24 protein-coding genes are annotated in these 26,764 nt (G+C 60.6%); 15 read left to right on the forward strand and 9 right to left on the reverse strand.

Annotated features, from left to right (window positions below):
* Nucleotides 1-48: 48 nt before the first annotated feature.
* From MKS85_RS01400 to MKS85_RS01430, 7 genes are all read left to right on the forward strand, one after another.
* Nucleotides 49-1,359, forward strand: a complete 1,311-nt coding sequence (locus MKS85_RS01400) for a sugar ABC transporter substrate-binding protein (protein ID WP_047229109.1) — start codon at nt 49-51, stop codon at nt 1,357-1,359.
* Between the two features lie 140 nt (nt 1,360-1,499).
* Nucleotides 1,500-2,432 (forward strand): carbohydrate ABC transporter permease, encoded by a 933-nt coding sequence (locus MKS85_RS01405; RefSeq protein ID WP_047229110.1) that lies wholly within the window; start codon nt 1,500-1,502, stop codon nt 2,430-2,432.
* Nucleotides 2,433-2,442: 10 nt separating this feature from the next.
* Complete coding sequence (locus MKS85_RS01410) at nt 2,443-3,273, forward strand: carbohydrate ABC transporter permease (RefSeq protein ID WP_047229111.1); 831 nt, start codon at nt 2,443-2,445, stop codon at nt 3,271-3,273.
* Between the two features lie 39 nt (nt 3,274-3,312).
* Entirely contained in the window at nt 3,313-4,416 is a 1,104-nt protein-coding gene (locus tag MKS85_RS01415) for an ABC transporter ATP-binding protein (RefSeq protein ID WP_188250844.1), read from the forward strand.
* 15 nt (nt 4,417-4,431) lie between these two features.
* Nucleotides 4,432-5,913, forward strand: a complete 1,482-nt coding sequence (locus MKS85_RS01420; protein ID WP_310662588.1) for a mannitol dehydrogenase family protein — start codon at nt 4,432-4,434, stop codon at nt 5,911-5,913.
* A gap of 206 nt (nt 5,914-6,119) precedes the next feature.
* Nucleotides 6,120-7,607: a xylulokinase gene (xylB, locus tag MKS85_RS01425; RefSeq protein WP_305468465.1), complete on the forward strand. Its 1,488-nt coding sequence runs from the start codon at nt 6,120-6,122 to the stop codon at nt 7,605-7,607.
* Between the two features lie 12 nt (nt 7,608-7,619).
* Nucleotides 7,620-8,558 carry a carbohydrate kinase gene (locus MKS85_RS01430; protein WP_310662589.1) on the forward strand — a complete coding sequence of 313 codons (939 nt, stop codon included), beginning with the start codon at nt 7,620-7,622 and terminating at the stop codon, nt 8,556-8,558.
* Nucleotides 8,559-8,636: 78 nt separating this feature from the next.
* Here MKS85_RS01430 and MKS85_RS01435 read toward each other — a convergent pair whose 3' ends face one another.
* The 4 genes from MKS85_RS01435 to MKS85_RS01450 all read right to left on the reverse strand — a co-directional run bounded on the left by MKS85_RS01435 (nt 8,637) and on the right by MKS85_RS01450 (nt 12,040).
* Nucleotides 8,637-8,915 carry a DUF1652 domain-containing protein gene (locus tag MKS85_RS01435; RefSeq protein ID WP_047229116.1) on the reverse strand — a complete coding sequence of 93 codons (279 nt, stop codon included), beginning with the start codon at nt 8,913-8,915 and terminating at the stop codon, nt 8,637-8,639.
* 381 nt (nt 8,916-9,296) lie between these two features.
* Nucleotides 9,297-10,304: a threonine ammonia-lyase, biosynthetic gene (gene ilvA / locus MKS85_RS01440; protein WP_080962918.1), complete on the reverse strand. Its 1,008-nt coding sequence runs from the start codon at nt 10,302-10,304 to the stop codon at nt 9,297-9,299.
* Between the two features lie 198 nt (nt 10,305-10,502).
* The gene (locus MKS85_RS01445; protein WP_139050041.1) at nt 10,503-11,651 is read right to left on the reverse strand and encodes a PQQ-dependent sugar dehydrogenase; all 1,149 of its coding nucleotides are present in this window, start codon (nt 11,649-11,651) and stop codon (nt 10,503-10,505) included.
* Nucleotides 11,652-11,698: 47 nt separating this feature from the next.
* Nucleotides 11,699-12,040: a hypothetical protein gene (locus MKS85_RS01450; protein WP_188250837.1), complete on the reverse strand. Its 342-nt coding sequence runs from the start codon at nt 12,038-12,040 to the stop codon at nt 11,699-11,701.
* A gap of 198 nt (nt 12,041-12,238) precedes the next feature.
* Between MKS85_RS01450 and MKS85_RS01455 the strand changes: the two genes are divergently transcribed.
* Together MKS85_RS01455 and ligD are read left to right on the forward strand one after the other, a co-directional pair.
* A complete protein-coding gene (locus tag MKS85_RS01455; RefSeq protein WP_076384587.1) occupies nt 12,239-13,129 on the forward strand; it encodes a Ku protein in 891 nt (296 codons plus the stop codon).
* A 33-nt stretch (nt 13,130-13,162) separates the two neighbouring features.
* Nucleotides 13,163-15,148: a DNA ligase D gene (gene ligD / locus MKS85_RS01460; RefSeq protein WP_310662590.1), complete on the forward strand. Its 1,986-nt coding sequence runs from the start codon at nt 13,163-13,165 to the stop codon at nt 15,146-15,148.
* A gap of 23 nt (nt 15,149-15,171) precedes the next feature.
* Here the strand turns inward: ligD and lpxO are convergent, their stop codons facing one another.
* Nucleotides 15,172-16,071, reverse strand: coding sequence for a lipid A hydroxylase LpxO (gene lpxO, locus MKS85_RS01465; RefSeq protein ID WP_310662591.1), 900 nt, complete (start codon nt 16,069-16,071; stop codon nt 15,172-15,174).
* A 403-nt stretch (nt 16,072-16,474) separates the two neighbouring features.
* Between lpxO and MKS85_RS01470 the strand changes: the two genes are divergently transcribed.
* Both MKS85_RS01470 and MKS85_RS01475 read left to right on the forward strand, forming a co-directional pair.
* Complete coding sequence (locus MKS85_RS01470; protein WP_076384583.1) at nt 16,475-18,064, forward strand: ABC-F family ATPase; 1,590 nt, start codon at nt 16,475-16,477, stop codon at nt 18,062-18,064.
* Nucleotides 18,065-18,402: 338 nt separating this feature from the next.
* Nucleotides 18,403-19,596, forward strand: a complete 1,194-nt coding sequence (locus MKS85_RS01475) for an MFS transporter (RefSeq protein ID WP_047229121.1) — start codon at nt 18,403-18,405, stop codon at nt 19,594-19,596.
* A 61-nt stretch (nt 19,597-19,657) separates the two neighbouring features.
* Here the strand turns inward: MKS85_RS01475 and MKS85_RS01480 are convergent, their stop codons facing one another.
* Nucleotides 19,658-20,266, reverse strand: a complete 609-nt coding sequence (locus MKS85_RS01480) for an FMN-dependent NADH-azoreductase (protein WP_047229122.1) — start codon at nt 20,264-20,266, stop codon at nt 19,658-19,660.
* A 129-nt stretch (nt 20,267-20,395) separates the two neighbouring features.
* On the opposite strand from MKS85_RS01480, the gene MKS85_RS01485 reads away from it, so the two are divergent.
* Both MKS85_RS01485 and MKS85_RS01490 read left to right on the forward strand, forming a co-directional pair.
* Nucleotides 20,396-21,304 (forward strand): LysR substrate-binding domain-containing protein, encoded by a 909-nt coding sequence (locus MKS85_RS01485; protein WP_310662592.1) that lies wholly within the window; start codon nt 20,396-20,398, stop codon nt 21,302-21,304.
* Nucleotides 21,301-21,654, forward strand: coding sequence for an MmcQ/YjbR family DNA-binding protein (locus tag MKS85_RS01490; protein WP_047229124.1), 354 nt, complete (start codon nt 21,301-21,303; stop codon nt 21,652-21,654). Before MKS85_RS01485 ends, MKS85_RS01490 begins: the two co-directional genes overlap by 4 nt.
* Before the next feature lie 3 nt (nt 21,655-21,657).
* On the opposite strand, the gene MKS85_RS01495 is transcribed toward MKS85_RS01490, so the two are convergent.
* Nucleotides 21,658-22,068: a DUF1294 domain-containing protein gene (locus MKS85_RS01495; RefSeq protein WP_047229125.1), complete on the reverse strand. Its 411-nt coding sequence runs from the start codon at nt 22,066-22,068 to the stop codon at nt 21,658-21,660.
* Nucleotides 22,065-22,895, reverse strand: coding sequence for an undecaprenyl-diphosphate phosphatase (locus MKS85_RS01500; RefSeq protein ID WP_047229126.1), 831 nt, complete (start codon nt 22,893-22,895; stop codon nt 22,065-22,067). Before MKS85_RS01500 ends, MKS85_RS01495 begins: the two co-directional genes overlap by 4 nt.
* Nucleotides 22,896-23,165: 270 nt before the next feature.
* Here MKS85_RS01500 and MKS85_RS01505 point away from each other — a divergent pair, with 270 nt between their 5' ends.
* Nucleotides 23,166-24,800 (forward strand): methyl-accepting chemotaxis protein, encoded by a 1,635-nt coding sequence (locus tag MKS85_RS01505; protein ID WP_310662593.1) that lies wholly within the window; start codon nt 23,166-23,168, stop codon nt 24,798-24,800.
* Here the strand turns inward: MKS85_RS01505 and MKS85_RS01510 are convergent.
* Nucleotides 24,790-25,701 carry a helix-turn-helix domain-containing protein gene (locus MKS85_RS01510; protein WP_310662594.1) on the reverse strand — a complete coding sequence of 304 codons (912 nt, stop codon included), beginning with the start codon at nt 25,699-25,701 and terminating at the stop codon, nt 24,790-24,792. The genes MKS85_RS01505 and MKS85_RS01510 overlap by 11 nt on opposite strands.
* Before the next feature lie 248 nt (nt 25,702-25,949).
* On the opposite strand from MKS85_RS01510, the gene MKS85_RS01515 reads away from it, so the two are divergent.
* The gene (locus MKS85_RS01515; protein ID WP_047229129.1) at nt 25,950-26,723 is read left to right on the forward strand and encodes an L-iditol 2-dehydrogenase; all 774 of its coding nucleotides are present in this window, start codon (nt 25,950-25,952) and stop codon (nt 26,721-26,723) included.
* The last annotated feature ends 41 nt before the right edge of the window (nt 26,724-26,764 follow it).

Below are 26,764 nucleotides of genomic sequence, written 5' to 3' on the forward strand. Positions count from 1 at the left end.
ACAATAACTGTCCTTCCGCAGCCCTTGGGCGCGGAAAAGGAGTGCGCGATGAAACCTTCGGTAAAAGCTCTGCTTGTCTCCACCTGCATGACCCTCAGCAGCGTCAGTTTCGGCGCACAGACCCTCACCATTGCCACCGTCAACAACAGCGACATGATCCGCATGCAAAAGCTCTCGAAGACCTTCGAGGCTGAGCACCCGGACATCAAGCTCAATTGGGTGGTGCTCGAAGAAAACGTCCTGCGCCAGCGCTTGACCACCGACATCGCCACCCAGGGCGGGCAGTTCGACGTGCTGACCATCGGCATGTACGAAGCCGCACTCTGGGGGGCCAAGGGTTGGCTGGAGCCGATGAAGGATTTGCCGGCCAGTTATGCCCTGGATGATATTTTTCCGTCCGTGCGTGAAGGCCTATCGGTCAAGGGCACGCTCTACGCCCTGCCGTTCTATGCCGAAAGCTCGATCACCTACTACCGCACCGACCTGTTCAAGGACGCCGGGCTGACCATGCCCGAACACCCGACCTGGACCCAGATCGGTGAGTTCGCGGAAAAACTCACTGACAAGACCAAGGAGCAATATGGCCTGTGTCTGCGAGGCAAGGCTGGTTGGGGCGAAAACATGGCGCTGATCACGACCCTGGCCAACGGTTTTGGCGCGCGCTGGTTCGATGAGAAGTGGCAGCCGCAGTTCAATGGCCCCGAGTGGAAGAATGCCCTGAACTTCTACGTCGACAACATGAAGAAATCCGGCCCGCCGGGCGCTTCCAGCAACGGTTTCAACGAGAACCTGGCGCTGTTCAACAGCGGCAAATGTGCAATCTGGGTCGATGCCAGCGTCGCCGGTTCGTTCGTCACCGATAAGACCCAAAGCAAGGTGGCCGATCACGTCGGATTCACCTTCGCCCCCCATGAAACGACTGACAAAGGCACCTCGTGGATGTACTCCTGGTCGCTGGCCATCCCCGCCAGTTCCAAAGCCAAGGAAGCGGCCAAGGTCTTTACCATGTGGGCGACGTCCAAGGAATACAGCCAATTGGTCGCCAAGACCGATGGCGTTGCCAACGTACCGCCAGGCACACGTACGTCGACTTATAGCGACGACTACATGAAGGCCGCGCCGTTTGCCAAGGTGACCTTGGAGTCGTTGAAAGTCGCTGACCCGAAAGCCCCCACTCTCAAGCCTGTGCCTTATATCGGTATCCAGTTGGTGACCATTCCTGAGTTCCAGGCCATCGGCACCCAGGTCGGCAAGTTCTTTTCGGGCGCGTTGACCGGCCAGCAGACCGTGGACCAGGCGTTGACCGCAGCGCAGTCCACCACGGAACGCGAGATGAAACGCGCAGGTTATCCCAAGTAACCCCGACGTCAATGTGGGAGCGAGCCTGCTCGCGATAAGGCCGGCACATTCAACATCTATGTTGCCTGACCCTGCGCTATCGCGAGCAGGCTCGCTCCCACAATGGATTTTTGTAGGCCCGCACAAATCGGTTCAATGCCATGAATAGTTCAACGACAACCGCCAAAGCACACAGCGAGATTGCCCCACCGGTTCGCAAAAGCCGCTTGGCCAATCCAGGCTGGTTTCTGGTCAGCCCCTCGGTGGGGTTGCTGCTGCTGTGGATGATCGTGCCACTGGGCATGACCGTCTACTTCTCGCTGATCCGCTACAACCTGCTTTACCCCGGCGAGAACGAATTTGTCGGGCTGGAGAATTTCACTTACTTCCTGACCGATTCGGGCTTCGTACCCGGTGCCACCAATACCCTGCTGCTGGTGGGCAGCGTGTTGCTGATCAGCATCGTGTTCGGGGTGTTGATCAGTGCGCTGCTGGAGGCCAGCGAGTTTTTCGGCCGGGGCATCGTGCGGGTATTGCTGATCTCGCCGTTCTTCATCATGCCCACGGTGGGCGCGCTGATCTGGAAGAACCTGATTTTCCACCCGGTCTCGGGAATTCTCGCCTCGGTGTGGAAACTGTTCGGCGCGCAGCCGGTGGACTGGCTGGCCCACTACCCGCTGCTGTCGATCATCATCATTGTGTCCTGGCAATGGTTGCCCTTCGCGATCCTGATCCTGATGACGGCCATGCAGTCCCTCGATCAGGAACAGAAAGAAGCCGCCCGCCTGGATGGCGCGGGGCCCATCGCGATTTTCTGGCACCTGACCCTGCCCCATCTGGCGCGCCCGATTGCGGTGGTGCTGATGATTGAAACCATTTTCCTGCTGTCGGTGTTCGCCGAGATTTTCACCACCACCAACGGCGGCCCCGGCTATGCCTCGACCAACCTCGCCTACCTGATCTACAACCAGGCGCTGGTGCAGTTCGACGTCGGCATGGCTTCGGCCGGCGGCTTGATTGCCGTGGTGATTGCCAATATCGCCGCCATCATCCTGGTCCGGATGATCGGCAAAAACCTCACCGACAAGAACTGAGGCCGCAGCCATGACACTTCAACAATCCCGTCGCCTGCAAAGCCTGCTGCTGGGGACGCTGGCCTGGGCCATCGCGATCCTGATCTTCTTCCCGATCTTCTGGATGGTGCTGACCAGCTTCAAGACCGAAATCGACGCGTTCGCCACGCCGCCGCAGTTCATCTTCACGCCGACGCTGGAGAACTACCTGCACATCAACGAGCGCAGCAACTACTTCAGCTTCGCCTGGAACTCGGTGGTGATTTCCTTCAGCGCCACCGCCCTTTGCCTGCTGATTGCGGTGCCGGCGGCCTACTCCATGGCGTTCTATGAAACCCAGCGCACCAAGGGCACGTTGCTGTGGATGCTCTCCACCAAAATGTTGCCACCGGTGGGCGTGCTGATGCCGATCTACCTGCTGGCCAAGAGCTTTGGCCTGCTGGACACGCGGACTGCGTTGATCATCATCTACACGCTGATCAACCTGCCGATCGTGGTCTGGATGATTTACACCTACTTCAAGGACATTCCCCGCGACATCCTTGAAGCCGCGCGTCTGGATGGCGCCACGCTGTGGCAGGAAATGGTTCGCGTCCTGTTGCCCATCGCCAAGGGTGGCCTGGCCTCCACCGTACTGCTGTCGCTGATCCTGTGCTGGAACGAGGCGTTCTGGTCGCTGAACCTCACCTCGTCCAAAGCCGCGCCGCTGACGGCCCTGATCGCGTCCTACTCCAGCCCCGAAGGCTTGTTCTGGGCCAAGTTGTCGGCCGTCTCGACCCTGGCCTGCGCACCGATCCTGATTTTCGGCTGGATCAGCCAGAAACAGCTGGTACGCGGTTTGTCCTTCGGCGCCGTGAAATAACGCGCCCTACACAATAATCAGAAGTGGAGGCCCACCATCATGGCCAACCTGAAAATCAAGAATCTGCAAAAAGGCTTCGAAGGTTTCTCCATCATCAAGGGCATCGACCTTGAGGTGAACGACCGTGAGTTCGTGGTCTTCGTCGGCCCGTCGGGTTGTGGCAAGTCCACGCTGCTGCGGTTGATCGCCGGCCTGGAAGAAGTCAGCGACGGCACCATCGAACTGGACGGCCGGGACATCACCGAAGTCAGTCCGGCCAAGCGCGACCTGGCGATGGTGTTCCAGACCTACGCGCTGTACCCGCACATGAGCGTGCGCAAGAACATGTCCTTCGCCCTGGACCTGGCCGGCGTGCCCAAGGCCGAGGTCGAGAAAAAGGTCAACGAAGCGGCGCGCATCCTCGAATTGGGGCCGATGCTTGAGCGCAAACCTAAACAGTTGTCCGGCGGCCAGCGCCAGCGTGTGGCGATTGGCCGGGCCATCGTGCGCAACCCGAAGATTTTCCTGTTCGACGAGCCGCTGTCCAACCTCGACGCCGCCCTGCGCGTGCAGATGCGCCTGGAGCTGGCGCGCCTGCACAAGGAGCTGCAGGCAACGATGATCTACGTCACCCACGATCAGGTCGAAGCCATGACCCTGGCCGACAAGGTGGTGGTGCTCAACAGCGGGCGCGTCGAACAGATCGGCTCGCCGCTGGAGCTGTATCACCAGCCGGCCAACCTGTTTGTCGCCGGATTCCTCGGTACGCCAAAAATGGGCTTTCTCAAAGGCAAAGTCACACGGCTGGAGAACCAGGGTTGTGAGGTCCTGCTGGACGCCGGCACCCGGATCAGCCTGCCCATGAGTGGGGCCAGCCTGAGCGTCGGCGGCGCGGTGACCCTGGGGATTCGCCCGGAGCATTTGAACCTCGCACAACCGGGCGATTGCACGCTGCAAGTCACCGCCGATGTCAGCGAACGTCTGGGCAGCGACACCTTCTGTCACGTCGTCACCGCCTCCGGTGAAGCCTTGACCATGCGCGTGCGCGGCGACCTGGCGAGCCGTTTCGGTGAGCAACTGAACCTGCACCTGGATGCTGAACACTGCCACTTATTCGATGCCGAGGGCGTGGCGGTCACCCGTGCGCTGCGCATCGCCGCCTGATTACCGAGATTTGTGATGAAACTCAATCGACAGAACCTGCACAACCTCAGCCCTGAGGTCGCCCTGCCCGCTTATTCCTTGAGCGAGATCAGCCAGGGCATCGCCCACATCGGCGTCGGCGGCTTCCACCGCGCGCACCAGGCTTACTACACTGATGCGCTGATGAACACCGGCACCGACCTGGACTGGGCCATCTGCGGCGTGGGCTTGCGGGCCGAAGATCGCCGCGCCCGGGATGACCTGGCCAGCCAGGACTACCTGTTTACCCTGTACGAGCTGGGCGACACCGACGACACCGAAATCCGGGTGATCGGAGCCATCAATGACATGCTGCTGGCCGAAGACGGCGCCCAGGCCCTGATCGACAAACTGGCCGACCCGCAAATCCGCATCGTCTCGCTGACCATCACCGAGGGCGGCTATTGCATCGACGACAGTAACGGCGAGTTCATGGCCCACCTGCCGCAGATCCAGCACGATCTGGCCCATCCTGACGAGCCGAAAACCGTCTTCGGTTTCCTCTGTGCCGCCCTGGCCAGGCGCCGGGCCGCCGGCACCCCGGCGTTCACCCTGATGTCCTGCGATAACCTGCCGCACAACGGTGCCGTGACCCGCAAGGCGCTGCTGGCATTCGCCGCGTTGCGCGACGCCGAGCTGGGCCAATGGATCGATCGCCACGTGAGCTTCCCCAACGCCATGGTTGACCGCATCACGCCCATGACCAGCGTCGCCCACCGGCTGCAACTGCATGACGAGCATGGGGTCGACGATGCCTGGCCGGTGGTCTGCGAGCCTTTCGTGCAGTGGGTCCTGGAAGACAAATTCGTCAACGGTCGCCCGGCCTGGGAAAAGGTCGGCGTGCAGTTCACCGATGACGTCTCGCCCTATGAAGAAATGAAAATCAAGTTGCTCAACGGCAGTCACCTGGCGCTGACCTACCTGGGTTTTCTCAAGGGTTATCGCTTCGTCCACGAAACCATGAACGACCCGCTGTTCGTGCGTTACATGCGTGCCTACATGGACCTGGACGTGACCCCGCAACTGGCACCCGTGCCAGGGATCGACCTGACCGACTACAAGAACACGCTGGTGGAGCGTTTTTCCAACCAGGCAATTGCCGACCAGTTGGAGCGGGTGTGTTCGGACGGCTCGTCGAAGTTTCCCAAATTCACCGTGCCGACGATCAACCGCTTGATTGCCGACGGCGGCCAAACCCGTCGCGCGGCGCTGGTGGTGGCGGCCTGGGCCGTGTACCTGAAGGGCGTGGATGAGAACGGCGTGACGTATTCGATCCCGGACCCGCGGGCGGCGTTCTGCCAGGCGCTGGTGGCCGACGATGCGTTGGTGACCCAGCGCCTGCTGGAGGTCGAAGAGATTTTCGGTACGGCCATTCCCCACTCGCCCGAGTTCGTGGCAGCCTTCGAGTGGTGCTGCAACAGCTTGCGCGAACACGGGGTCACGCGGACGCTTGAGCGAGTGTTGGCTGACGCGGACTAAACTGCGCACGCAATCCGCTTCTGTGGCGAGGGAGCTTGCTCCCGCTGGGCTGCGCAGCAGCCCCTTGGATCGGCCTGAGACACCTAGTTGTCAGGTTGATGGGGCCGCTTCGCGCCCCAGCGGGAGCAAGCTCCCTCGCCACGGGGTTTGTGTTTACCGGCCGATGACTTCTTGCAGATATCGATCTGACTCACCCAAGGATTTTTATGGCAAACCAACAACTGTTCCTGGGCATCGACTGCGGCACCCAAGGCACCAAGGCACTGATCCTGGATACGCTCAGCGGCCAGGTGCTCGGCCAGGGTGCCGCTGCCCACAGCATGATCAGCGGGGCCAACGGTCGCCGTGAACAAGACACCCAGCAATGGCTCGATGCGTTCACCCAGGCGACTCACCAAGCCCTGGCCGCCGCCGGGGTCGATGGCCAGGCGATCCTCGGCATCGGCGTGTCCGGCCAGCAACACGGCTTGGTGCTGCTTGACGACCAGGGCCAGGTCTTGCGCCCGGCCAAGCTGTGGTGCGACACCGAGACGACGCCGGAAAACGATCGGCTTTTGGCCTACCTGGGGGGTGAAGACGGCAGTCTCGCACGCCTCGGCGTGGTGATCGCGCCGGGCTACACGGTTTCCAAACTGCTCTGGACGCGGGAGCAGCATCCCCAGGTTTTCGAACGCATCGCCAGCATCCTGCTGCCCCACGACTTTCTCAATCACTGGCTCACCGGCCGCCATTGCAGCGAATACGGCGACGCCTCGGGCACCGGCTATTTCAACGTACGCACCCGTCAATGGGACGCGCGGTTGCTGCAGCACATCGATCCCAGCGGTCGGCTGCAATCGGCATTACCGGAGCTGATCGAGGCCCATCAGCCGGTCGGGCGGATCCTGCCGGCCGTTGCCGCGCACCTGGGCATCAATCCCGACGCGCTGGTGGCCAGCGGAGGTGGCGACAACATGATGGGCGCTATCGGCACCGGCAACATCCAGCCCGGCGTGATCACCATGAGCCTGGGCTCCTCCGGCACGGTCTACGCCTATGCCGCCGAACCTGCGGTCAGTCCGCAGCCGTCGGTGGCAACCTTCTGCTCATCCAGCGGCGGCTGGCTGCCGCTGATCTGCACCATGAACCTGACCAACGCCACCGGGGCCATGCGCGAGCTGCTGGAGCTGGACATCGACGCCTTCAACGCCTTGGTGGCAAGGGCCCCGATAGGCGCCGAAGGCGTGTGCATGCTGCCGTTTCTCAACGGCGAGCGAGTTCCCGCCCTGCCCCATGCCACCGGCAGCCTTTTCGGGCTGACCACCACCAACCTGACCCAGGCCAATCTGTGTCGGGCGGTGGTCGAAGGCACCACCTTCGGTTTGCGCTATGGCCTGGACCTGCTGCGCGCCAACGGGCTCGAGGCCCAGAGCATCCGCTTGATCGGCGGTGGTTCGAAAAGCCCGGTTTGGCGGCAGATCGTCGCCGACATCATGGATACCACGGTCATTTGCACTGAACAGAGCGAAGCGGCCGCCCTGGGTGCGGCGATTCAGGCGGCGTGGTGCCATTCAGGCTCACAGCAAAGCCTGGCCGATCTGTGCGAGCGCTGTGTCAAGCTCGACCCAGCCAGCGAAACCCGGCCCATTACCGAGCAGGTCGCAGCATCGCAAAAAGCTTATGCCAACTATCAAGAACGTATCGCAACCCTTTGAGATAAAAGAACTATGTATTTGGTATGTGGTGAAGCACTGTTTGATTTTTTCAGCGAAAACGAGATGGGCGGTCCGTCGTCGCAGGTCAACTTCAAAGCCATCGCGGGCGGCTCGCCGTTCAACGTGGCAGTCGGGTTGCGACGCCTGGGCGTGGAATCGGCACTGTTTGGCGGGCTGTCCACGGACTACCTGGGCCGACGCTTGCATCAGGTCCTGGCTGCCGAAGGTGTCAGCACCGAGTACGCACTGGACTTCGACGCGCCTACGACCCTGGCAATGGTGGCGGTCGGTGCCAACGGTTCGCCCCACTATAGCTTTCGCGGTGAAGGATGCGCGGACCGGCAACTAGGCCTGGACCACCTACCGGTGCTCGGTGAGCACGTACGGGGGCTGCATGTCGGCTCCTTCTCTCTTGTGGTGCAGCCGATTGCCGACACCCTACTGGCCTTGGTGCGACGCGAGAGCGGTAAACGCCTGGTCAGCCTGGATCCGAACGTGCGACTCAACCCGCAACCGGACATCGAACTGTGGCGCTCGCGAATCGCAACGCTGGTCGAATATGCCGATTTGATCAAAGTCAGCGACGAAGACCTGAGTCTTCTTTATCCCGACCAACCGCCACAGACCATCATCGAGGGTTGGATGGAGCACCGTTGCCAATTGGTGTTCCTTACCCGTGGCAGTCAAGGCGCGACGGTATTCAGCCGCCAGCACGGTTCCTGGTCAATGCCGGCATGTTCGGTGCAGATCGCCGATACCGTGGGCGCAGGGGATACCTTCCAGGCGGCGTTGATTACCTGGCTGACCGAGCACCAACTGGATTCGGTGGAAGGCCTGCATACCCTGACCCGGGAGCAGGTGAGCGAGATGCTCGCTTTTGCCATGCGCGCTGCTGCGCTGACGTGCGGCCGGACCGGGCCGGATCTGCCTTACCGGCAACAACTGGATTGAGCTGTTTGGGAAAAGCACGGCACCGGGTTCGGACAATGACCGAACCCGGAGGTGATTCTTGGGAAGACAAGGCCGTGATCAGCGCCCGGTCATGCGGTGTTGCTGATGGAAGTGATTACCGGTGTGGTGATTTTGGTCGAGTTCGGAGCGCAACTCGGCGATCAGGTCGTTGATTGCCCGGCAGCCATTGAGTTTATTGGCATCGATATCGGTTTTGATCAATGCCACACGATCGGTTTCATGATCGTCATAGATCTTGATTGTCATCGACAAATCAGGTGACAACGTGCATTGCGAGCGCTTGGGCAGCAAGCTGCTTTCAATGATGTTTCGCATTTCGAGGGCAGATAAAAACATGGCGACTCTCTCCTGTTGAGGCGGCCAATTTATGTTCACGACGGCGGTATTTTCGTCCGTTCTTCCCTGCGGACTGGGACTACGAATGCCGTGCCGTTCGTTCGTTCTTGGCGTTTTCTAATTAATGAGCCCGTGCAGCGACTCCCTAATCATCCCGCAAAAAATATGCCTGCTTTAAAGAAAATCCCGATTGATCCAAATCAACTACTTAGCGTCCAGGACTGTGAGAGCGCGCGTGCAAATTGCAAGGAAGCGGGATTTTCCTCATGCAAACTGCAATCGCCAGTGATCCTGTCGCAAGCTAGATTAGACCCTATTGCGCAGGGGTGAGTGGGCACCCGTCGGCTGCTTCGAAAAAAGTGTGACGTTGCGTAAAAAACGTCAAATGACTTCGGCGCCAGCCCGCTCTGCCACATGGCGCAGGCTATCGAAGTTGATATTCGCGCCGGAATCGATTGCCACCAGTGTTTGGCCTCGCGCGCCGGTTTGGGCGACGTACTGCTTGATGCCGGCGACCGCCAAGGCGCCCGAGGGCTCGGTTATCGACCGGGTATCGTCATAGATGTCTCGGATGGCTGCGCACAATTGGTCGTCAGTGACGGTGATCACGTCATCAACGCAGAAACGGCAGATGTCGAAGCCATAGGCCCCTATTTGCGCGACAGCCACGCCATCGGCAAAGGTTCCCACGCTCGCCAGACTGACCCGTTCACCGACTGCCAGCGCCGCCTGGAGACAGGCGGAATGTTGTGACTCCACCCCGACGATGCGAACCTCCGGGCGCAGGTACTTGACGTAGGCCGCGACCCCGGCAATCAGCCCCCCGCCACCGACCGGGACAAAAATCGCGTCCAGGCTGCCTGGGTGCTGACGCAGGATTTCCATGGCGACGGTGCCCTGCCCGGCGATCACGTCCGGATCATCGAAGGGCGAAACGAACTCTCGTCCGGTCTGTCGGGCCAGCTCCAGTGCGTATTCCAAGGCAAAGGGAAAGCTCTCCCCGTGCAGCACTGCTTCGGCGCCCCGGTTGCGCACGCCCAGCACCTTGAGCTGCGGTGTGGTGAGTGGCATGACGATGCTGGCCGATATGCCCAGCTCCCGCGCGGCCAGCGCCACGCCCTGGGCATGATTGCCCGCTGAAGCGGTGATGACACCGCGAGCCCGTTGCTCGGCGGTCAGTTGCACCAGTTTGTTGTAGGCGCCACGGATCTTGAAAGAAAAAGTCGGCTGCAGGTCTTCACGCTTGAGCAGGATCCGGTTGCCCAAGGCTTCGGACAGTCCGGTGGCCGCTTGCAACGGTGTGCGCACGGCCAGTTCGTACACCGGCGCGGCCAGGATCTTCTTGACGTAATGTTCTAGCAGGGCTTGCTCGGGGCGGGTGGTAGGCATGGCGGTCTCCTGGTTTGGACAAAACTCCGGAGACAGAAAGAAAAAACCCGCCTCGGAGGCGGGTTGGGTGCAGTCGTCAGCTAGCCCGCCAAATAAGGAATGGCGGTAATAATGCTTGGCTGGCTACGCAATACGGTGCTGGTCATGCCTGGAAATTAGCCTGCCGCTGGCTGGCAAGTCAATGGGCACTGTTGCGAATCACTTGAGCCCGACTTTATAGAGCGTCCCATCGTCATCATCTGTCAGCACGTACAGGAAACCATCCGGCCCCTGGCGCACGTCGCGGATGCGCTCGCCAAGCTCACCCAGCAGGCGTTCTTCGTGCACAACCTTGTCTCCCTCCAGTTCCAGGCGGATCAGATTCCGGGACACCAGCGCACCGATGAACACGCTGTGTTGCCAGGCCTTGAAGCGGTCACTGTCATAGAACGCCATGCCGCTCAGTCCGGGTGACACTTCCCAGACATGAAAAGGACCAAGCGTACCTTCGGCGGTCTTGCCGCCGGCTTCCGGAATCGGCGCCCCGGAGTAGTTGATGCCGTGAGTCGCCAGCGGCCAGCCGTAATTCTTACTGCGCTCGATGATATTCAGCTCATCGCCGCCCCTGGGGCCGTGCTCGTTCTCCCACAACGTACCGTTCCAGGGATTGAGCGCCGCCCCTTGGGGATTGCGAACGCCGTAGGACCAGATCTCGGGGCGTACGTTTGCCTGACCGACAAACGGGTTATCGTCCGGCACCTTGCCGTCGGGGTAGATGCGCACGATCTTGCCCTGGAGCTTATCCAGGTCCTGGGCCGTGGGCCGCTCGTTGTTTTCCCCCAGGGTGATGAACAGATAGCCGTCCCGGTCGAACACCAGGCGCGACCCAAAGTGGTTCCCGGTGGAAAGCTTGGGCTGCTGGCGGAAAATCACATTGAAGTTCTTCAGACTCTGCAGGTCTTCGGACAATTGCCCACGGCCCACGGCGGTGCCTGCCTTGCCGTCATCGCCGGCTTCGGCGTAAGACAGGTAGACCGTACGGTCCTGCTTGAAGTCCGGCGACAGCACGACGTCCAGCAAACCGCCCTGGCCTCTGGCCCAGACCTCAGGTACGCCGTTCAATGGTGCCGAGAGCTGGCCATCCGGGCTGACCCGACGCAGGTTGCCCGCTCGCTCTGTCACCAACATGCCCTGTTGATCAGGCAGGAAAGCTACGGACCAGGGGTGTTCGAGCCCCTTGACCACGGTGGTCACCTCCACCGTGCCCTCCTCGCTCTTGAGTTGCCGGCTTTGCGCGGCAGACGCCGGCGTGGCGAGAGTCAGTACAGCGCTGGCGCAGAATGCGGCCAGGAGTGTTTTACGCAACATGCACACTTCCTTCTGTGGTGTGAATAAAGACTGCCAGGGCTCGGTACTCAGCGAATGTCGTTTGAGGTGTCCCTCGGCGGTGGATTGGGCTTGATGGTAGGCCGTGGCGAGCCGGCAGGCTGACCGGAACGGGGATAGCCGTTGCCGATACCGCCATTTTCCAGCGTGGGTGGCCGGGGAACGGGAACGGTCGGGTTGTTATGGATCATCGGCACGTTGGGCCGGGTGCCCTGCATGCTGTTGGGATTGGCCCGGCGGATCGGGCTGTTATAGGGATTGTTGTTACCTGGCAGGTTCTGGGCCAGGACCATGGCCCCGCAGTCGGGCGTTGCCGAGTGGGCGGCGGTGGTCAGCAACAGCGTCATGAGAGCGAGTAGCAGCCTGTTCATCGGAGCACCTCTTGGATTCAGGCATATCGAAAGCACGCTACGCCGCCGGTTCGCCGTTGTTAAGGGAAATGTCCGTCCGAAGATGTAACCAAGCGTCTCGAAGGCAATGCGGGGCGGGTCAACCGGCGCTCCATGGAAACTTTTGCGAACGCCGCAAGGTCACCTGAATGACTCATTCATCGGCAAGGAAACCCCTCCATGGCACGGGCAATCTGGAAAGGCGCAATCAGCTTCGGACTGGTCCACATTCCTGTGGCGCTGGTGTCGGCCACGTCCTCCCAGGGAGTGGATTTTGACTGGCTGGACAAGCGCAGCATGGACCCGGTTGGCTATAAGCGAGTGAACAAGGTCACCGGCAAGGAAGTGACCAAGGAAAATATCGTCAAGGGTGTGCAATACCAGAAGGGTCAATACGTCCTGCTGAGCGAAGAGGAGATTCGCTCCGCCCACCCCAAGTCCACCCAGACCATCGATATTTTTTCTTTCGTCGACAGCGACAAAATTCCCCTGCAAAACATCGACACGCCCTACTTCCTGGCGCCAGACAAACGCGGCGGCAAGGTCTACGCCCTGCTGCGCGAAACCCTGATCAAGACCAACAAGGTGGCGCTGGCCCATGTCGTGCTGCATACCCGCCAGCATCTGGCAGCGCTGATGCCGCTGGAGTCTGCGCTGGTGCTGGTGATGCTGCGCTGGCCCGCCGAAGTGCGCGAACTCGACATCCTGGAACTGGGCGATGAAGTCATCAAGCCAACCCTGGCCAAGGGGGAGCTGGAAATGGCCAAGCGGCTGGTGCAGGACATGAGCGCCGATTGGGAACCGCAAGAGTACCGGGACAGCTTCGAAGACAAGATCATGGAACTGGTGGAGAAAAAGGCCAAAGAAGGCCGTCTGGAGGCGGTGGAAACCGATCCGGGTGAAGAGCAACGCAAGAGCGCCGATGTCATCGACCTTACCGAACTGCTCAAGCGCAGCCTGGGCGGTAAGGGCAAGGCGCCAGAAAAGCCTGCCGGAAAAACCGCTGCAAAGCCCGCAAAGACCAGCAAGTCCGCTCCCGCGAAAAAAGCCACCAAGGCCTCCCGGGGCTAATCCCCGGGCGCCAGCAATACAAGGGAATCCGTCATGGCCAAGGCCGAGAGTGAATACGCCCGTTTGTCCGGTGCCGAGCCGGAGCACAAGCACAGCCGCAAGCGCACCCGGCAGAGCCAGACCGGTAGCAGTGCCCTTCCCGAGCGCTTGTTGCCGCAACGCGCCACCCCCGTTGAGCAGCCCCCGGCCGGTGAATGGCGTTATGAAGTCCAGTTCGATGGCTATCGCCTGATGGCCCGCATTGAAGCGGGTCAAGTGCGATTGCTCAGCCGCAATCAACAGGACTGGACCGACCGACTGCAATTGCACGCCGATGCGTTGTCTGAGCTGAATCTGGGTGACAGCTGGCTCGACGGCGGCCTCGTTTCGCTCGATAACGACGGCCACTCTGACTTTGTGGCCCTGCGACAGTCGTTCGAGATTGGCCGCACGGTAGACCTGGTGTACGTCCTATTTGATGCGCCTTTTTTAAATGGCGTCGATCTGCGCCAGGCGCCGGTTGAAAAACGCCGGGCAGCCCTCAAGAAGGCGCTGAAGAACAATGCCAGCAAGCGCCTGCGCTTCTCCGAGTCGTTTTCCGCCAACCAGCACGACATTTTTGAAAGTGCCAACGCCCTCGCACTCGATGGCGTGATCGGCAAACGCCTGGGCAGCCCCTATGTGTCGCGCCGCAGCGCCGACTGGATCAAACTCAAGTGCCGTCTGCGCCAGCCGTTCGTGATCGTCGGCTTCACCCGCCCCAAAGGTCGGCGCAATGGTTTCGGTGCACTGTTGCTGGCGGTCAACGGGCCCAAGGGATTGATGTATGCCGGCCGTGTCGGCACAGGGTTCGCACAAGCCCGGCTCAAACAACTGCACGAGCAACTCTGTAGCCTGGAGCGGGACGATTCGCCACTGGTCGCACCGGTCAGCAGCGCGCAAAGCCGCGGCGTGCATTGGGTAGCGCCAACCGAGGTCTGTGAAGTCGAGTTCGCTGATTGGACCCGCGACGGCCTGGTGCGCCAGGCGGTGTTCCTGGATCTGCAGAACGACATACCGGCAAGCAAGGTTGTGCGTCAGCAGCCAGTTCCGATAAAACCCCTGCCCGCCAAAACCACGCCTCGCGGCAAAGCCCGTAGCGTACAGGTCTCAGGGGTGGAGATTTCCCACCCTGAGCGCGTCATCGACAGTGTCAGCGGCGTGCAGAAAGTCGAACTGGCGCAGTACTACGAGGACATCGCTCCCTGGATTCTGCCGCACCTGAAGCAGCGCCCGGTTGCCCTGCTCAGGGCGCCAGAGGGAATCGGCGAAGAGCAGTTCTTTCAGAAACACGCCGATCGCCTGGACATTCCCCACATCAAACAGCTGGATCCGCGACTGGATCCCGGGCATGCCGCGCTGATGGAAATCGACAGTGTGCAGTCGCTGGTCAGCGCGGCCCAAATGGGCACGGTGGAGTTGCACACATGGGCCGCCACGCATGATCGGATCGAGACGCCGGACCTGTTCGTTCTTGATCTGGACCCCGACCCGTCGCTGCCCTGGAGCGCGATGATCGAGGCGACTCGCCTGACCCTCTCGGTGCTCGACGAACTGGGTTTGCAGGCCTTCCTCAAAACCAGCGGAGGCAAAGGCATGCATGTCATCGTGCCGCTGGCGCGCAGTGAGGGCTGGGACATTACCAAGGCTTTCGCCAAGGCCATCTCCCTGTTCATGACCCGGCAGATGCCGCAGCGGATCACCGCGACCATGGGGCCGAAGAACCGTGTCGGGAAGATATTTGTCGACTACCTGCGTAACGCCCGGGGCGCCAGCACCGTCAGCGCCTATTCCGTGCGCGCTCGGCCAGGTCTGCCGGTATCCGTGCCGATTGCCCGGGCCGAGCTTGACGGTCTGCGTAACGCCCAGCAGTGGGACATCTATACGGCCCTAGAACGGGCCAGAAACCTGGGCGCCGATCCTTGGGAGGGGTACAACCATCGCCAGCGAATCACGGCCAGGATGTGGGAGCAACTGGATGCGCAAAAACCTGGGGAATGACGCAGGTACGGAGAGTCACCCGCTCATATCCAGATGAAGACCGCCAGCAGACCGCCGAAGAACGCCCACTTCTGCAAGTAATACAGCTTGCGGTTGCGCTTCTTCAGCGCCTTGCCTTGCAGGCGAATCCTGTAAAGCCTGGAAAACGCCCGGTTCAGGCCGCCGGTTTTGTCTCCGGCGTCATTGGGCGCTCCGGCGGCCGCCATGACGGTGCGGCTGAACCAGCGGTTGAAGGCACTGGCCCAGCGAAATCTCATGGGGCGTTCCACGTCGCAAAAGAGAATGATGCGATTGTGAGGCGTGGTGTTCTGGGCGTAATGAATGAACGTCTCGTCGAATATCACCGCCTCGCCATCACGCCAATGGTAATGCTCACCATCGACATTGATGTAGCAGCCGGCATCGTTGGGCGTTTCCAGACCCAGGTGATACCGGTAGGACCCGGCATACGGGTCGCGATGACGAACCAGGTTGGAGCCCGGTGGCAGTTCGGCGAACATCGCCGCCTTGATTGAACCGATGCTCTGCACCAGTTCAGTGGTGCGCGGACACAGCTTCATGGCCGAGGGATGACTGTCGGCGTACCACTTCAGGTAGAAACGCTTCCAGCCGGTCTTGAAGAACGAATTGAAGCCCACATCGTCGTACTGGTTGGAGCGCTTGATCTCCCCCGCTCGCAGCAAATTCTGGCCTTCGGCGCGGATCTCCTGCCAATGGGCCTGCAACGGGCTCAGGTCGGGAAACTGCGCCGGGTTCAGGAAAGGCTTGTTGGGCAGTTTCGAGCATAGGTAAAGCAGGCAGTTGATCGGCGCAAGGAAGGACGAGTGGTCGCTCAACTGGCGTCCGAGCTTGTGCCGAACGCGCCCGCGCAGGTGCACATAACCGATAGAGAGAAGATAGATCGCGGCAATGATGAGTTTCACAGTATCCGCACACATCAAAAGTGGACAGGCTGCCACTTCCCGCACAGCCGAACAGCGTGGGGAATGGCGTAAGTGAGACGGCAATTTAGCCACAACTCGTAACCAAAGGTTATCCCTGCGTTGTGAAAAACTGTCTTGCCTGGGTTACACCCTATCGTTAACGCGGCCAGATCAGTACAATTGCCGCCAAACATTACGCGCCCCCTTTTTGGCCGATACCGGATTCCGGCTTCGGCGTACGTCTATTTGGGTCAAGCGCTCCGTATGCTGCTGTCCTCTTATGCCGGATGGACCCTTGCGCTTGCGACCGCGAAGCTTTCGCGCGGTCGGGACCTGCGCAAACAGGTACTGAACAGGTACTGCCGCACCCTTAGCTACTCTGAATGTTCCGCAGGATAAACCTTTGATCTCTACAGCTAACATCACGATGCAGTTCGGCGCCAAGCCACTGTTCGAAAACGTCTCTGTCAAGTTCGGCGCGGGTAACCGCTACGGTCTGATTGGCGCCAACGGTTGCGGCAAGTCGACCTTCATGAAGATCCTCGGCGGCGACCTCGAGCCGTCCGGCGGCCAGGTCATGCTTGAGCCGAACGTGCGCCTGGGTAAATTGCGCCAGGACCAGTTCGCCTACGAAGAATTCACCGTGATCGACACCGTGATCATGGGCCACGAAGAGTTGTGGAAGGTCAAGGCCGAGCGCGACCGCATCTATTCGCTGCCGGAAATGACCGAAGAAGACGGCATGGCCGTGGCCGAGCTGGAAACCGAATTCGCCGAAATGGACGGCTACACCGCCGAGTCCCGTGCCGGTGAACTGCTGCTGGGCCTGGGAATTGGCATCGAGCAGCATTTCGGCCCGATGAGCGAAGTGTCGCCCGGCTGGAAACTGCGGGTACTGCTGGCCCAGGCGTTGTTCTCCGACCCGGAAGTGCTGCTGCTGGACGAACCGACCAACCACCTGGATATCAACACCATCCGCTGGCTGGAAAACGTGCTGACCCAGCGTTCGAGCCTGATGATCATCATCTCCCACGACCGTCACTTCCTGAACAGTGTCTGCACCCACATGGCGGACCTGGACTACGGCGAGCTGCGCCTGTTCCCGGGCAACTACGACGAATACATGACCGTGGCGACCCAGTCCCGCGAGCAACTGCTGTCGGACAACGCCAAGAAGAAAGCGCAGATTTCCGAACTGCAATCGTTCGTCAGCCGCTTCTCGGCCAACGCCTCGAAGGCCAAGCAAGCCACCTCCCGTGCCAAGCAGATCGACAAGATCCAATTGGCCGAGGTCAAGCCATCGAGCCGTGTCAGCCCGTTCATTCGCTTCGAACAGACCAAGAAGCTGCACCGTCAGGCGGTCATTGTCGAAGGCATGGCCAAAGGGTTTGACGGCAAGCCGTTGTTCAAGGACTTCAGCTTCACCGTCGAAGCCGGCGAGCGCGTGGCGATCATTGGCCCGAACGGCATCGGCAAGACCACGTTGCTGCGCACCCTGGTCAATGAACTGGAGCCGGACGCCGGTACTGTGAAATGGACCGACGCCGCGGAACTGGGTTACTACGCCCAGGACCACGCCCACGACTTCGAAGACGACGTCAACCTGTTCGACTGGATGGGCCAGTGGACCCAGGGCGGCGAACAACTGGTTCGTGGCACCTTGGGCCGCATGCTGTTTTCCAACGACGAGATCCTCAAGTCGGTCAAAGTCATTTCCGGTGGTGAACAGGGTCGCATGCTGTTCGGCAAGCTGATCCTGCAAAAGCCGAACGTGCTGGTGATGGACGAACCGACCAACCACTTGGACATGGAATCCATCGAGGCGCTGAACCTGGCGCTGGAAAACTACCCGGGCACGCTGATCTTCGTCAGCCACGACCGTGAGTTCGTATCGTCCCTGGCCACCCGCATCATCGAGTTGAGCGCCGATGGCGTGATCGACTTCAGCGGCACCTATGACGATTACCTGCGCAGCCAGGGTGTGCTGATTTAAGAGCAGCGTCGAGTTGTAAGCTTCAAGCTGCAAGTGAAAAGCCCTGTCCGTTGTGACGGGGCTTTTTGTTTTCAAGGTAGAATCGCTTGTGGGAGCACAGCTTGCTTGCGATTTGGCCGTTTCAGTCGACTTGGTATTGGCCGACCTACCGTCATCGCGAGCAGGCTCGCTCCCACAAGGAACCGATGTTCTTCCAAGCCCTGCGGCCAGTGTGGGAGCGAGCCTGCTCGCGATAGCGTCGGCACTATCACCACCCGGGCAAACCGTTAGCCTGCTTTCTTTTATTCCCGCCGCGCGCCATGATGAGCCCCTCTTACCGCTGCCCGCGAACGAGCCTCATGCCAACACACCCATCCACCCCCAGTTCCCTGTCGATCACCTGGCAGATCATCTCCATCGTCTTCTATACCTTCATCGCCTTTCTCTGCATCGGCCTGCCGATTGCCGTGTTGCCGGGCTATGTCCACGAACAGTTGGGCTTCAGTGCCGTGGTGGCCGGGCTGACCATCGGCTCCCAGTATCTGGCGACGCTGCTCAGTCGGCCCATGGCCGGGCGGCTGTCGGACAGTATCGGCACCAAGCGGGCGATCGTTTATGGGCTGTACGGGATCGTCCTCAGTGGTTTGCTGACGTTGCTTTCGACGCTGCTGCAAAGCTTTCCACTGCTGAGCCTGTTGATCCTGATCGCCGGGCGTTTGCTGCTCGGGGTGGCTCAGGGCCTGATTGGCGTGGGCACCATCAGTTGGTGCATGGGCCAGGTGGGGGTCGAACACACGGCCCGCTCGATCTCATGGAACGGCATCGCGTCTTATGGGGCCATTGCCATCGGCGCGCCGCTGGGAGTGGTAATGGTCAGTGAGCTGGGCTTTGTCAGCCTGGGGATCGCCTTGTCGCTGCTGGCCGGCGCGGCGCTGCTGTTGATACGCAACAAGCCATCGGTGCCGGTCATTCGTGGCGAGCGCCTGCCCTTTTGGGCGGTGTTCGGGCGTATTGCACCGTACGGGACGAGCCTGTGCCTGGCGTCGATCGGCTACGGTACGCTCACCACCTTCATCACGTTGTTTTATGTCAGTCGCGGCTGGACGGGTGCAGCCTGGTGCCTGACGGTGTTTGGCGTCTGTTTCATCCTGTCGCGCTTGTTGTTCATTTCCAGCATCGCCCGCTTCGGAGGCTTCAGGACGGCCATTGCCTGTATGTGTATAGAAACCCTGGGGCTGGTGTTGCTATGGCTGGCGCCTTCTACCGCGTTCGCGCTGATTGGCGCGGGGCTGGCCGGTTTCGGGCTGTCGCTGGTGTATCCGGCGTTGGGTGTGGAAGCCATCAAACAAGTACCGAATACCAGCCGTGGCGCAGGACTGAGCGCCTATGCGGTGTTCTTCGATCTGGCGCTGGCGATTGCCGGCCCCTTGATGGGCGCGGTGGCGTTGAATCTGGGGTATTCCTCGATCTTTTTCAGTGCGGCACTGCTGTCGATCATCGGACTGGGGCTGACTTTACTGCTGCGGCGCCGTACCGAAACAGCCGCTTATTGATCGACCTTGTGCAAACCCACCAGGCCGGTTCGCCCAGGCCTGGTGTTTTTTTGCGCGGTCTTTAAGCTGCGGCGAATTGCTCGCTGATCTGCAGCTTGGCTTCGCTTATGGCTTTGCTGCGCATTTCGTCACCGTAAGCCAGGCCCTCGGCGCGAACGAACTCGATGTCGGTAATGCCGAGGAAACCGAACATGACCTTCAGATACTCCTCATGCGCCACGCCGCTTGGCTGGCCGGCATGCAGGCCACCAGAGGTGGAAACGATCACCAGTTTCTTGCCACCACACAGGCCTTCGGGGCCGGCTTCGGTGTAGCGGAAGGTTTGGCCGGCCACGGCGATACGGTCGATCCAGGCCTTGAGTTGAGTCGGAATGGTGAAGTTATACATCGGCGCTGCGATGACCACCGCGTCCGCCGCCAGGAATTCGGCCATGGTCGAGGCACTGAGATCAGTCTCGTGCTTCTGGGCAGCGTCGCGCAGTTCAGCGCTGGTGCCGGCGGCGATCAGGGTCTGGGCGGAAAAGTGGCTGATGGCATCGGCCGCCAGGTCGCGGTAGGTCACGACGACGTCCGCTTCGGCAGCTTTCCAGGCCTCAACCACGTCACGGCTCAGTTGGCGGGACGCGGAATTGTCGCCCAGGATGCTCGAGTCGATGTGCAACAGTTTCATATGAGTGCTCTCCAAGTGAGGATCGCGACCAAGCGATCAATTGAGAACAATCCTATCGATGAAGCCAATAGCCGATAAGTCAGTATTAATGCGATAGTTCGTTCCACTGACAGGACAATAGAACTCGATATGCAAGACCTCAATGATCTGTACTACTTCGCCAAAGTGGTCGAAGCCGGTGGTTTCGCCGCGGCCGGACGCCTGTTGGGTATTCCCAAGTCGCGGCTGTCACGGCGTATCGCTGAACTGGAAGAGCGCCTTGGCGCCCGACTGCTGCAACGTACCACCCGCCAGTTGAAGCTCACGGCCGTTGGCGAGCGTTATCTGCGCCATTGCCAAGCCATGCTGCTGGAAGCCGAGATGGCCGATGAAGCCGTGGCGAGCATGTCCACTGAGCCGCGCGGACGCCTGCGGGTATCCAGTCCGGTGGGCTTGGCTCACCAGATGCTGGGCGGGGTGATCGCCAGTTTCCTGGAAAAATTCCCTCAAGTGCAGCTGGAAATGATGCTGGTCAATCGGCGGGTAGACCTGGTGAGCGAAGGCATCGACGTGGCATTGCGCGTGCGCGATCTGGGGGACGAAGACCCGCTGCTGATGACGCGACGGCTGCGTCAGGCGCGGCTGATCATGGTCGCCAGCCCGGCGTTCGTCACAGGACGGCAGATCAATACCCCGGAGGATCTCAAGAAACTGCCGATACTCGGGGCGCTGGACGCCGATCGCCTGGTCCACCTGCGTCTGCTCAAGGCCAACGCAGAGCCCGTCGAACTGGCCCTGGAAGCCCGGCTAGGCATCGACGACTTCATTGTGCGCCGCGCCTGCGCCCTCGCCGGCCTGGGTTTCACCTTGTTGCCGAGCATGTATTGCGAGGAGGAACTGCAGGACGGCACACTGGTGGAATTGTTGCCCGAGTGGTCGCTGCCGGACGGCTGGCTGCAGGCAGTCTACCCGCATCGACGCGGCATGCTGCCGGCGGTGCGCGCGTGGATCGACCACTTGGTAGAAGCATTCGATGGCTGTGGAGATAGAAAAATATGAGCTTGAGCGAAGAGGATGTCGCGCAGTTCTGCCTGGGTTTGCCGGGCGCCAGGGAGGACTACAAATGGGGCGGCGTGCGGGTATTTTCCATTGCCGGCAACAAGATGTTCGCCCTGCAGAACCTGCGGGGCGAATCACTGGCGTTCAAGGTGGACAAGGATCTGTTCCTGGGGCATTGCGACCGCCCGGGGATCCACCCGGCGCCCTATCTGGCGCGGGCTCAGTGGGTCATCATGCAGACGCCCTACCCGCTGGGCGCCGATGAACTGCGTGGCCTGCTGCAGCGCTCCCACCAACTGGTGGTGAGCAAGCTGCCCAAGCGCACCCAGGTGGGTTTGCTGCTGTCGTGAAGCTCAGAAAAGCATCAGCAGATGACTGCCCAGGAATAACTGGTCGATCCAGAACACCTGATGCAGCAACACGATGAACCAGAACACCACCTGAAACGACACCTTGCGAGTCTTGTGGCGAAACACTTGCTGAGCCAACAACGCCCCGGGCCAGCCCCCGGCCAGCTCCACGGCGTGCAATACGTTTTCCGGGGTGCGCCAGGCGTCAGCGCGGGCCTTGCGCTTGTCGCTCCAGTACAACAGAAACGCCACCACGCTGACGAGCCCGTAGGCCGTCAGCGGCACCCAGGACACCGCGCGCAACCCGAGCAAAAGTGACCCGAGCAGCGGCAAGGCGCACACCAGCGCAAATACCACGAGCTTGAGCCGCAAACTCTGCACGGCTGGGCCCGGCTCACGGCCTGGACGGCTCATGGCTGGGCCGCCGTCCAGTCCACCCAACCGAATTGCCAGGTGGCCAGGATCAACAGGCCGAAAGCGATCCGGTACCAGGCAAATACGGCGTAACTGTGGCTGGCGATGAACAGCAACAAGCCCCTGACCGCGATCATGGCGAAAATGAACGCCGTGACGAAGCCGATGGCGAACACCGGAAAATCCGCCGGCACAAACAGCTCGCGATATTTATAGCCGGAGTAGACCGCCGCGCCGACCATGGTTGGCATCGCCAGGAAGAATGAAAACTCGGTCGCGGTCTTGCGCGACAGCCCGAACAGCAAGCCACCGATGATGGTCGAACCTGAGCGGGAGGTGCCGGGAATCATCGCAAGGCACTGGGCGAAGCCGACTTTCAGTGCATCCTTCCAGGTGATGTCGTCTACCGTTTCGGCGTGCACTGTGTGCTGGCGCTTCTCGGCCCAGAGCATCACGAAACCGCCCAGCACCAACGCCATGGCCACCGTGATCGGGTTGAACAGGTATTCATGGATGAGGTCTGCAAACAACACGCCCAATACCACAGCGGGCATGAAGGCAATCAGCAGGTTGGCCGTAAACCGACGAGCGCTGGGCTGGGTGCGCAAACCCAGTACCACGTCGAAGATCTTGCGCCGAAACTCCCACACCACCGCCAGGATCGCCCCGAGCTGGATGATGATGTTGAACGCCATCGCGCGCTCGCCGCCGAACTCGAGCAAGTCCGCGACAATGATCTGGTGCCCCGTACTGGAGATCGGCAGGAACTCCGTCAAGCCTTCTACCACGCCAAGAATCAGTGCCTGAAAGGCGGTCCACAAATCCATTCATCCCCCAAAAGACTATGCTTGCGCACGTCTCATCAAAATTTAAGCGTTATGCAGGTGTAAACAGCAGGCGCACGGTGACTGCGATTTCTCAAAAAAACCAATGAAAAAACCGGAACAGGCTCAGGTTTTGCGCCGCGGGGCCGAAATCCTATCAGACAAGCCCTGATAACGCTGCCGCGTTATGACTCAGGACACAAAGGCATACCCGCCCGACGCCAGACTCAGGCGGTCGCAGATGACAAGAATAAGAAACCGGAGTGACAGCGTATGAATAGCTTGCGCAGTGTGTCGATCAGCCGACGCTTGTGGCTCATCTTGGTCGTGTCCATCGTGATGTTGTTCACGTTAGGCGCGTTCATGCTTAAGCAGATCCACACCGACCTGTATCAGGCCAAGGTGCAGAAAACCCAGCATGTGGTCCAGACTGCCAGCGGCGTGCTGAGCTACTACCATGGTCTGGAAACGGCTGGCACCCTGACTCGCGAGGCTGCGCAGAAGCAGGCCCTTAGCGCGGTGCGCGGCTTGCGCTATGACCAGAGTGACTACTTCTGGATCAATGACCTGACCCCTGTGATGGTCATGCACCCGACCAACCCAAAACTCGAAGGCCAGAACCTCTCGGCGATTCGCGACCCGAATGGTTTTGCGCTGTTCAACGAGATGGTCGCCATTGCCAAGGCCAAGGGCGCCGGGATGGTGGATTACCTCTGGCCGAAACCGGGCGCCGAGGCGCCGGTGGCGAAAACCTCTTACGTCAAACTGTTCGAGCCGTGGGGCTGGATCATCGGTTCAGGCGTGTATGTGGATGACGTGGAGGCCGAATTCCGCTCTCAAGTGATCAAGGCTTCGCTGATCGGCCTGGCGATCACCCTGCTCATGGGCCTGCTCCTGACCCTGATCGTGCGCAGCATCGTTCGGCCGCTGCAGGAAACGGTCAATGCCATGGCCAACATTGCCAGCGGTGAAAGCGACCTGACCCGCACCCTCGACACCCACGGCCAGGATGAAGTGACGCAACTGGCCCGGCATTTCAATGCCTTTACCGCCAAACTGCGCGAAGTAGTCAGCCAGTTGCAGGACTCGGCCAGGGCCCTGGGGCAATCGTCCAACGACCTGGGTAACGACGCCGCCCAAGCCCAGGAGCGCAGCCAGCAACAATCGCAACAGATGGAACTGGTGGCGACCGCGATCAACGAAGTGACCTACGGCGTGCAAGACGTCGCCAAGAACGCCGAACACGCCGCCAGCGAAATGCGCGACGCCGAATCCCAGGCCCAGCAGGGCCAGGTGAATATCGATGGCAGCTTGCAGCAGATTGACCGACTGTCCCAGACCATTGATCAGGCGGTGGAAGTGATTCGTACCCTGGCCAGCGAAAGCACCCAGATCGGCAGTGTGCTGGAGGTGATCCGCTCCATTGCCGAGCAGACCAACCTGCTGGCCCTCAACGCCGCGATCGAAGCGGCCCGCGCCGGTGAACAAGGTCGGGGCTTTGCCGTGGTGGCCGATGAAGTGCGGCTGCTGGCCCAGCGCACGCAGAAGTCCACCGCTGAGATCCAGGCGATGATCGAACGCTTGCAGAACCACTCCGAAGCGGCGGTGAAAGTCATCAGCGACAGCAGCCGTGCTTCGCAATTGACCATTGAACAAGCCGGGCTGGCCGGCGCCAGCCTCAACGCCATCGGCCAGGCCCTGCGCAATCTCAACAGCCTGAACGCCTCCATCGCCAGCGCCACGCTGCAACAGGCCCATGTGGTGGAAGACATCAACCAGAACGTGACCCAGGCCGCCGGCCTCTCCCACAGCACCGCCCTGGCGGCTGAACAATCGAGCCTGGCGAGTACCCGTCTCAAGTCGCTGAGTGAGCAATTGAACGGGTTGCTGAAGCAGTTCAGGGTCTAGTGGCCTGGCCACTAGCGCCTGATCGATACTCGCTGGGCGTCTGGTGCATCTCGATGCGAAAGTGCCGATTGAAGTTGGACAGGTTGTTGTAACCCACCTCAAAACAGATATCGGTCACCGGCATTTCACTGTGCAACAGCAACCGGCAGGCTCGCTGGACTCGGAGCTTGCGCATCAGGTCAATGAAACCGTGTCCGGTGATGCGTTTGAAGAAACGCGAAAAACCGGGCTCGCTCATGCCCAGTTGCCGAGCAATCACCGACAGGCGCAGGTCACCCGTGAGTTCAGTCTGCAGGTACTCGAAGGCCTTGTGGATGCGTTCGGAACTGCGGGCATCCAGACTGGGTGCATAACAAGGGCTGGCCAGGCACTGGGCCTGCTCCTGCGGGGCGAGATTGAGTGTGTTGAGCAGTTGGAGAAACAATGCCAGCCGCCCGAGTCCCTGGGCCGGGCCGATGCTCTCCAACAGCCTTGCGGCGTTCACCGCGGTGTCGCCGCTGAAGACCAGACCTCGTCGTGCCCTTTCGAACAGCGGCTGTAAATCCCCGAGTTCAGGTAGCGTCCGGCGCAGGCTCAACAGCGTTGCGCCATCGAATTGCAGCACCACGTCCCTTCCAGCCAAGTACTCGCCCGGGGCCAGGTCGCCCATCCAATCGTGGGGCAAGCCCGGGCCGATCATCGCCACGTGGCCGGGGCCGAATGGACCAATAAAATCGCCCGCCAGCAATTTACCGCTACCCCGACGAATGAGATGGATCTCGAATTCGGGATGGTGGTTCCAGCGCGCCAGCGGATACGGATAGTCGTGCTCATACCAGCGAAAACTGTGCTCGGGCTCAGGCAGGATGACTTCAAGTTCGGCGGGTGGCTGCTCGAACAGGGGCGTTGGGTGATCAGGCATGTCGCGCGTCTCTATCGCTGTAGGCAGCACCTTACGCTCGGCGCGCACCGGTTCACCAGCCCTGACCTGATCGTCCACCGATACTTTTTTAACCCGGCCAAGGGACACGTCACGGCGTTAAAAAAAGTACCAGCCGATGATCCCTCCCGCGTTTGTCCGGCGCCAATGGCGCTGCTGTAATCGGCACGTCATTGATGGTGAGCCGCGCTCCCCCGCTGTTTATTTTGTCATTCGAGACAGGACAACCCATGAAACGACTGGAAGGAAAAAGCGCGCTGGTCACCGGTGCTGCCCGTGGTATTGGCAGAACGTTCGCCCAGGCCTATATCAACGAAGGGGCTACTGTGGCGATTGCCGATATCGATCTTGGAAGCGCCCAAGCCACCGCCGCCGAACTGGGCGACAGCGCCTACGCGGTCAAAATGGACGTCACTGAACAAGCTTCGATTGACCAGGCCATCGAGGCGGTCGTGGCCCGGACGGGCAAGCTCGATATCCTCGTCAATAACGCAGCGCTTTTCGACCTGGCGCCTATCGTGGAGATTACGCGCCAAAGCTACGAACGGCTGTTTTGCATCAATGTCGCCGGCACACTGTTCACGCTGCAGGCCGCCGCCCGGCAGATGATCCGCCAGGGGCATGGCGGCAAAATCATCAACATGGCCAGCCAGGCCGGCCGGCGTGGAGAAGCCCTGGTGGCGGTGTATTGCGCCACCAAGGCTGCGGTGATCAGCCTGACCCAGTCGGCCGGCCTTGATTTGATCAAGCATCGAATCAACGTCAACGCCATTGCCCCTGGTGTGGTGGAGGGTGAGCACTGGGATGGTGTGGATGCGCTGTTCGCCCATCATGAAAACCTGCCCCTGGGAGAGAAAAAGCGTCAGGTCGGCGCGCAAGTGCCCTATGGCCGGATGGGCACCGCGCAGGACCTGGTGGGGATGGCGATATTCCTGGCCTCGGCGGAAAGCGAATATGTGGTAGCACAGACATATAACGTCGATGGCGGGAACTGGATGAGCTGATAATTCGCAAGTTTTGCCCTTGAATCGACGGATATGGACTT

The sequence above is a fragment of the Pseudomonas sp. JL2 genome (assembly GCF_031570495.1).
In the GTDB taxonomy this organism is placed as follows: domain Bacteria; phylum Pseudomonadota; class Gammaproteobacteria; order Pseudomonadales; family Pseudomonadaceae; genus Aquipseudomonas; species Aquipseudomonas rhizophila.

What these genes read in the sequence shown, in the direction of transcription:
- xylB (WP_305468465.1), top strand. Translation starts at nt 6,120, where the DNA reads ATGGCAAACCAACAACTGTTCCTGGGCATCGACTGCGGCACCCAAGGC.
- MKS85_RS01415 (WP_188250844.1), top strand. Translation starts at nt 3,313, where the DNA reads ATGGCCAACCTGAAAATCAAGAATCTGCAAAAAGGCTTCGAAGGTTTC.
- MKS85_RS01410 (WP_047229111.1), top strand. Translation starts at nt 2,443, where the DNA reads ATGACACTTCAACAATCCCGTCGCCTGCAAAGCCTGCTGCTGGGGACG.
- ilvA (WP_080962918.1), bottom strand. Translation starts at nt 10,304, where the DNA reads ATGCCTACCACCCGCCCCGAGCAAGCCCTGCTAGAACATTACGTCAAG.
- MKS85_RS01475 (WP_047229121.1), top strand. Translation starts at nt 18,403, where the DNA reads ATGCCAACACACCCATCCACCCCCAGTTCCCTGTCGATCACCTGGCAG.
- MKS85_RS01445 (WP_139050041.1), bottom strand. Translation starts at nt 11,651, where the DNA reads ATGTTGCGTAAAACACTCCTGGCCGCATTCTGCGCCAGCGCTGTACTG.
- MKS85_RS01450 (WP_188250837.1), bottom strand. Translation starts at nt 12,040, where the DNA reads ATGAACAGGCTGCTACTCGCTCTCATGACGCTGTTGCTGACCACCGCC.
- MKS85_RS01500 (WP_047229126.1), bottom strand. Translation starts at nt 22,895, where the DNA reads ATGGATTTGTGGACCGCCTTTCAGGCACTGATTCTTGGCGTGGTAGAA.
- MKS85_RS01490 (WP_047229124.1), top strand. Translation starts at nt 21,301, where the DNA reads ATGAGCTTGAGCGAAGAGGATGTCGCGCAGTTCTGCCTGGGTTTGCCG.
- MKS85_RS01515 (WP_047229129.1), top strand. Translation starts at nt 25,950, where the DNA reads ATGAAACGACTGGAAGGAAAAAGCGCGCTGGTCACCGGTGCTGCCCGT.
- MKS85_RS01420 (WP_310662588.1), top strand. Translation starts at nt 4,432, where the DNA reads ATGAAACTCAATCGACAGAACCTGCACAACCTCAGCCCTGAGGTCGCC.
- MKS85_RS01505 (WP_310662593.1), top strand. Translation starts at nt 23,166, where the DNA reads ATGAATAGCTTGCGCAGTGTGTCGATCAGCCGACGCTTGTGGCTCATC.
- MKS85_RS01485 (WP_310662592.1), top strand. Translation starts at nt 20,396, where the DNA reads ATGCAAGACCTCAATGATCTGTACTACTTCGCCAAAGTGGTCGAAGCC.
- MKS85_RS01435 (WP_047229116.1), bottom strand. Translation starts at nt 8,915, where the DNA reads ATGTTTTTATCTGCCCTCGAAATGCGAAACATCATTGAAAGCAGCTTG.
- MKS85_RS01495 (WP_047229125.1), bottom strand. Translation starts at nt 22,068, where the DNA reads ATGAGCCGTCCAGGCCGTGAGCCGGGCCCAGCCGTGCAGAGTTTGCGG.
- MKS85_RS01455 (WP_076384587.1), top strand. Translation starts at nt 12,239, where the DNA reads ATGGCACGGGCAATCTGGAAAGGCGCAATCAGCTTCGGACTGGTCCAC.
- MKS85_RS01400 (WP_047229109.1), top strand. Translation starts at nt 49, where the DNA reads ATGAAACCTTCGGTAAAAGCTCTGCTTGTCTCCACCTGCATGACCCTC.
- MKS85_RS01510 (WP_310662594.1), bottom strand. Translation starts at nt 25,701, where the DNA reads ATGCCTGATCACCCAACGCCCCTGTTCGAGCAGCCACCCGCCGAACTT.
- MKS85_RS01405 (WP_047229110.1), top strand. Translation starts at nt 1,500, where the DNA reads ATGAATAGTTCAACGACAACCGCCAAAGCACACAGCGAGATTGCCCCA.
- ligD (WP_310662590.1), top strand. Translation starts at nt 13,163, where the DNA reads ATGGCCAAGGCCGAGAGTGAATACGCCCGTTTGTCCGGTGCCGAGCCG.
- MKS85_RS01430 (WP_310662589.1), top strand. Translation starts at nt 7,620, where the DNA reads ATGTATTTGGTATGTGGTGAAGCACTGTTTGATTTTTTCAGCGAAAAC.
- MKS85_RS01480 (WP_047229122.1), bottom strand. Translation starts at nt 20,266, where the DNA reads ATGAAACTGTTGCACATCGACTCGAGCATCCTGGGCGACAATTCCGCG.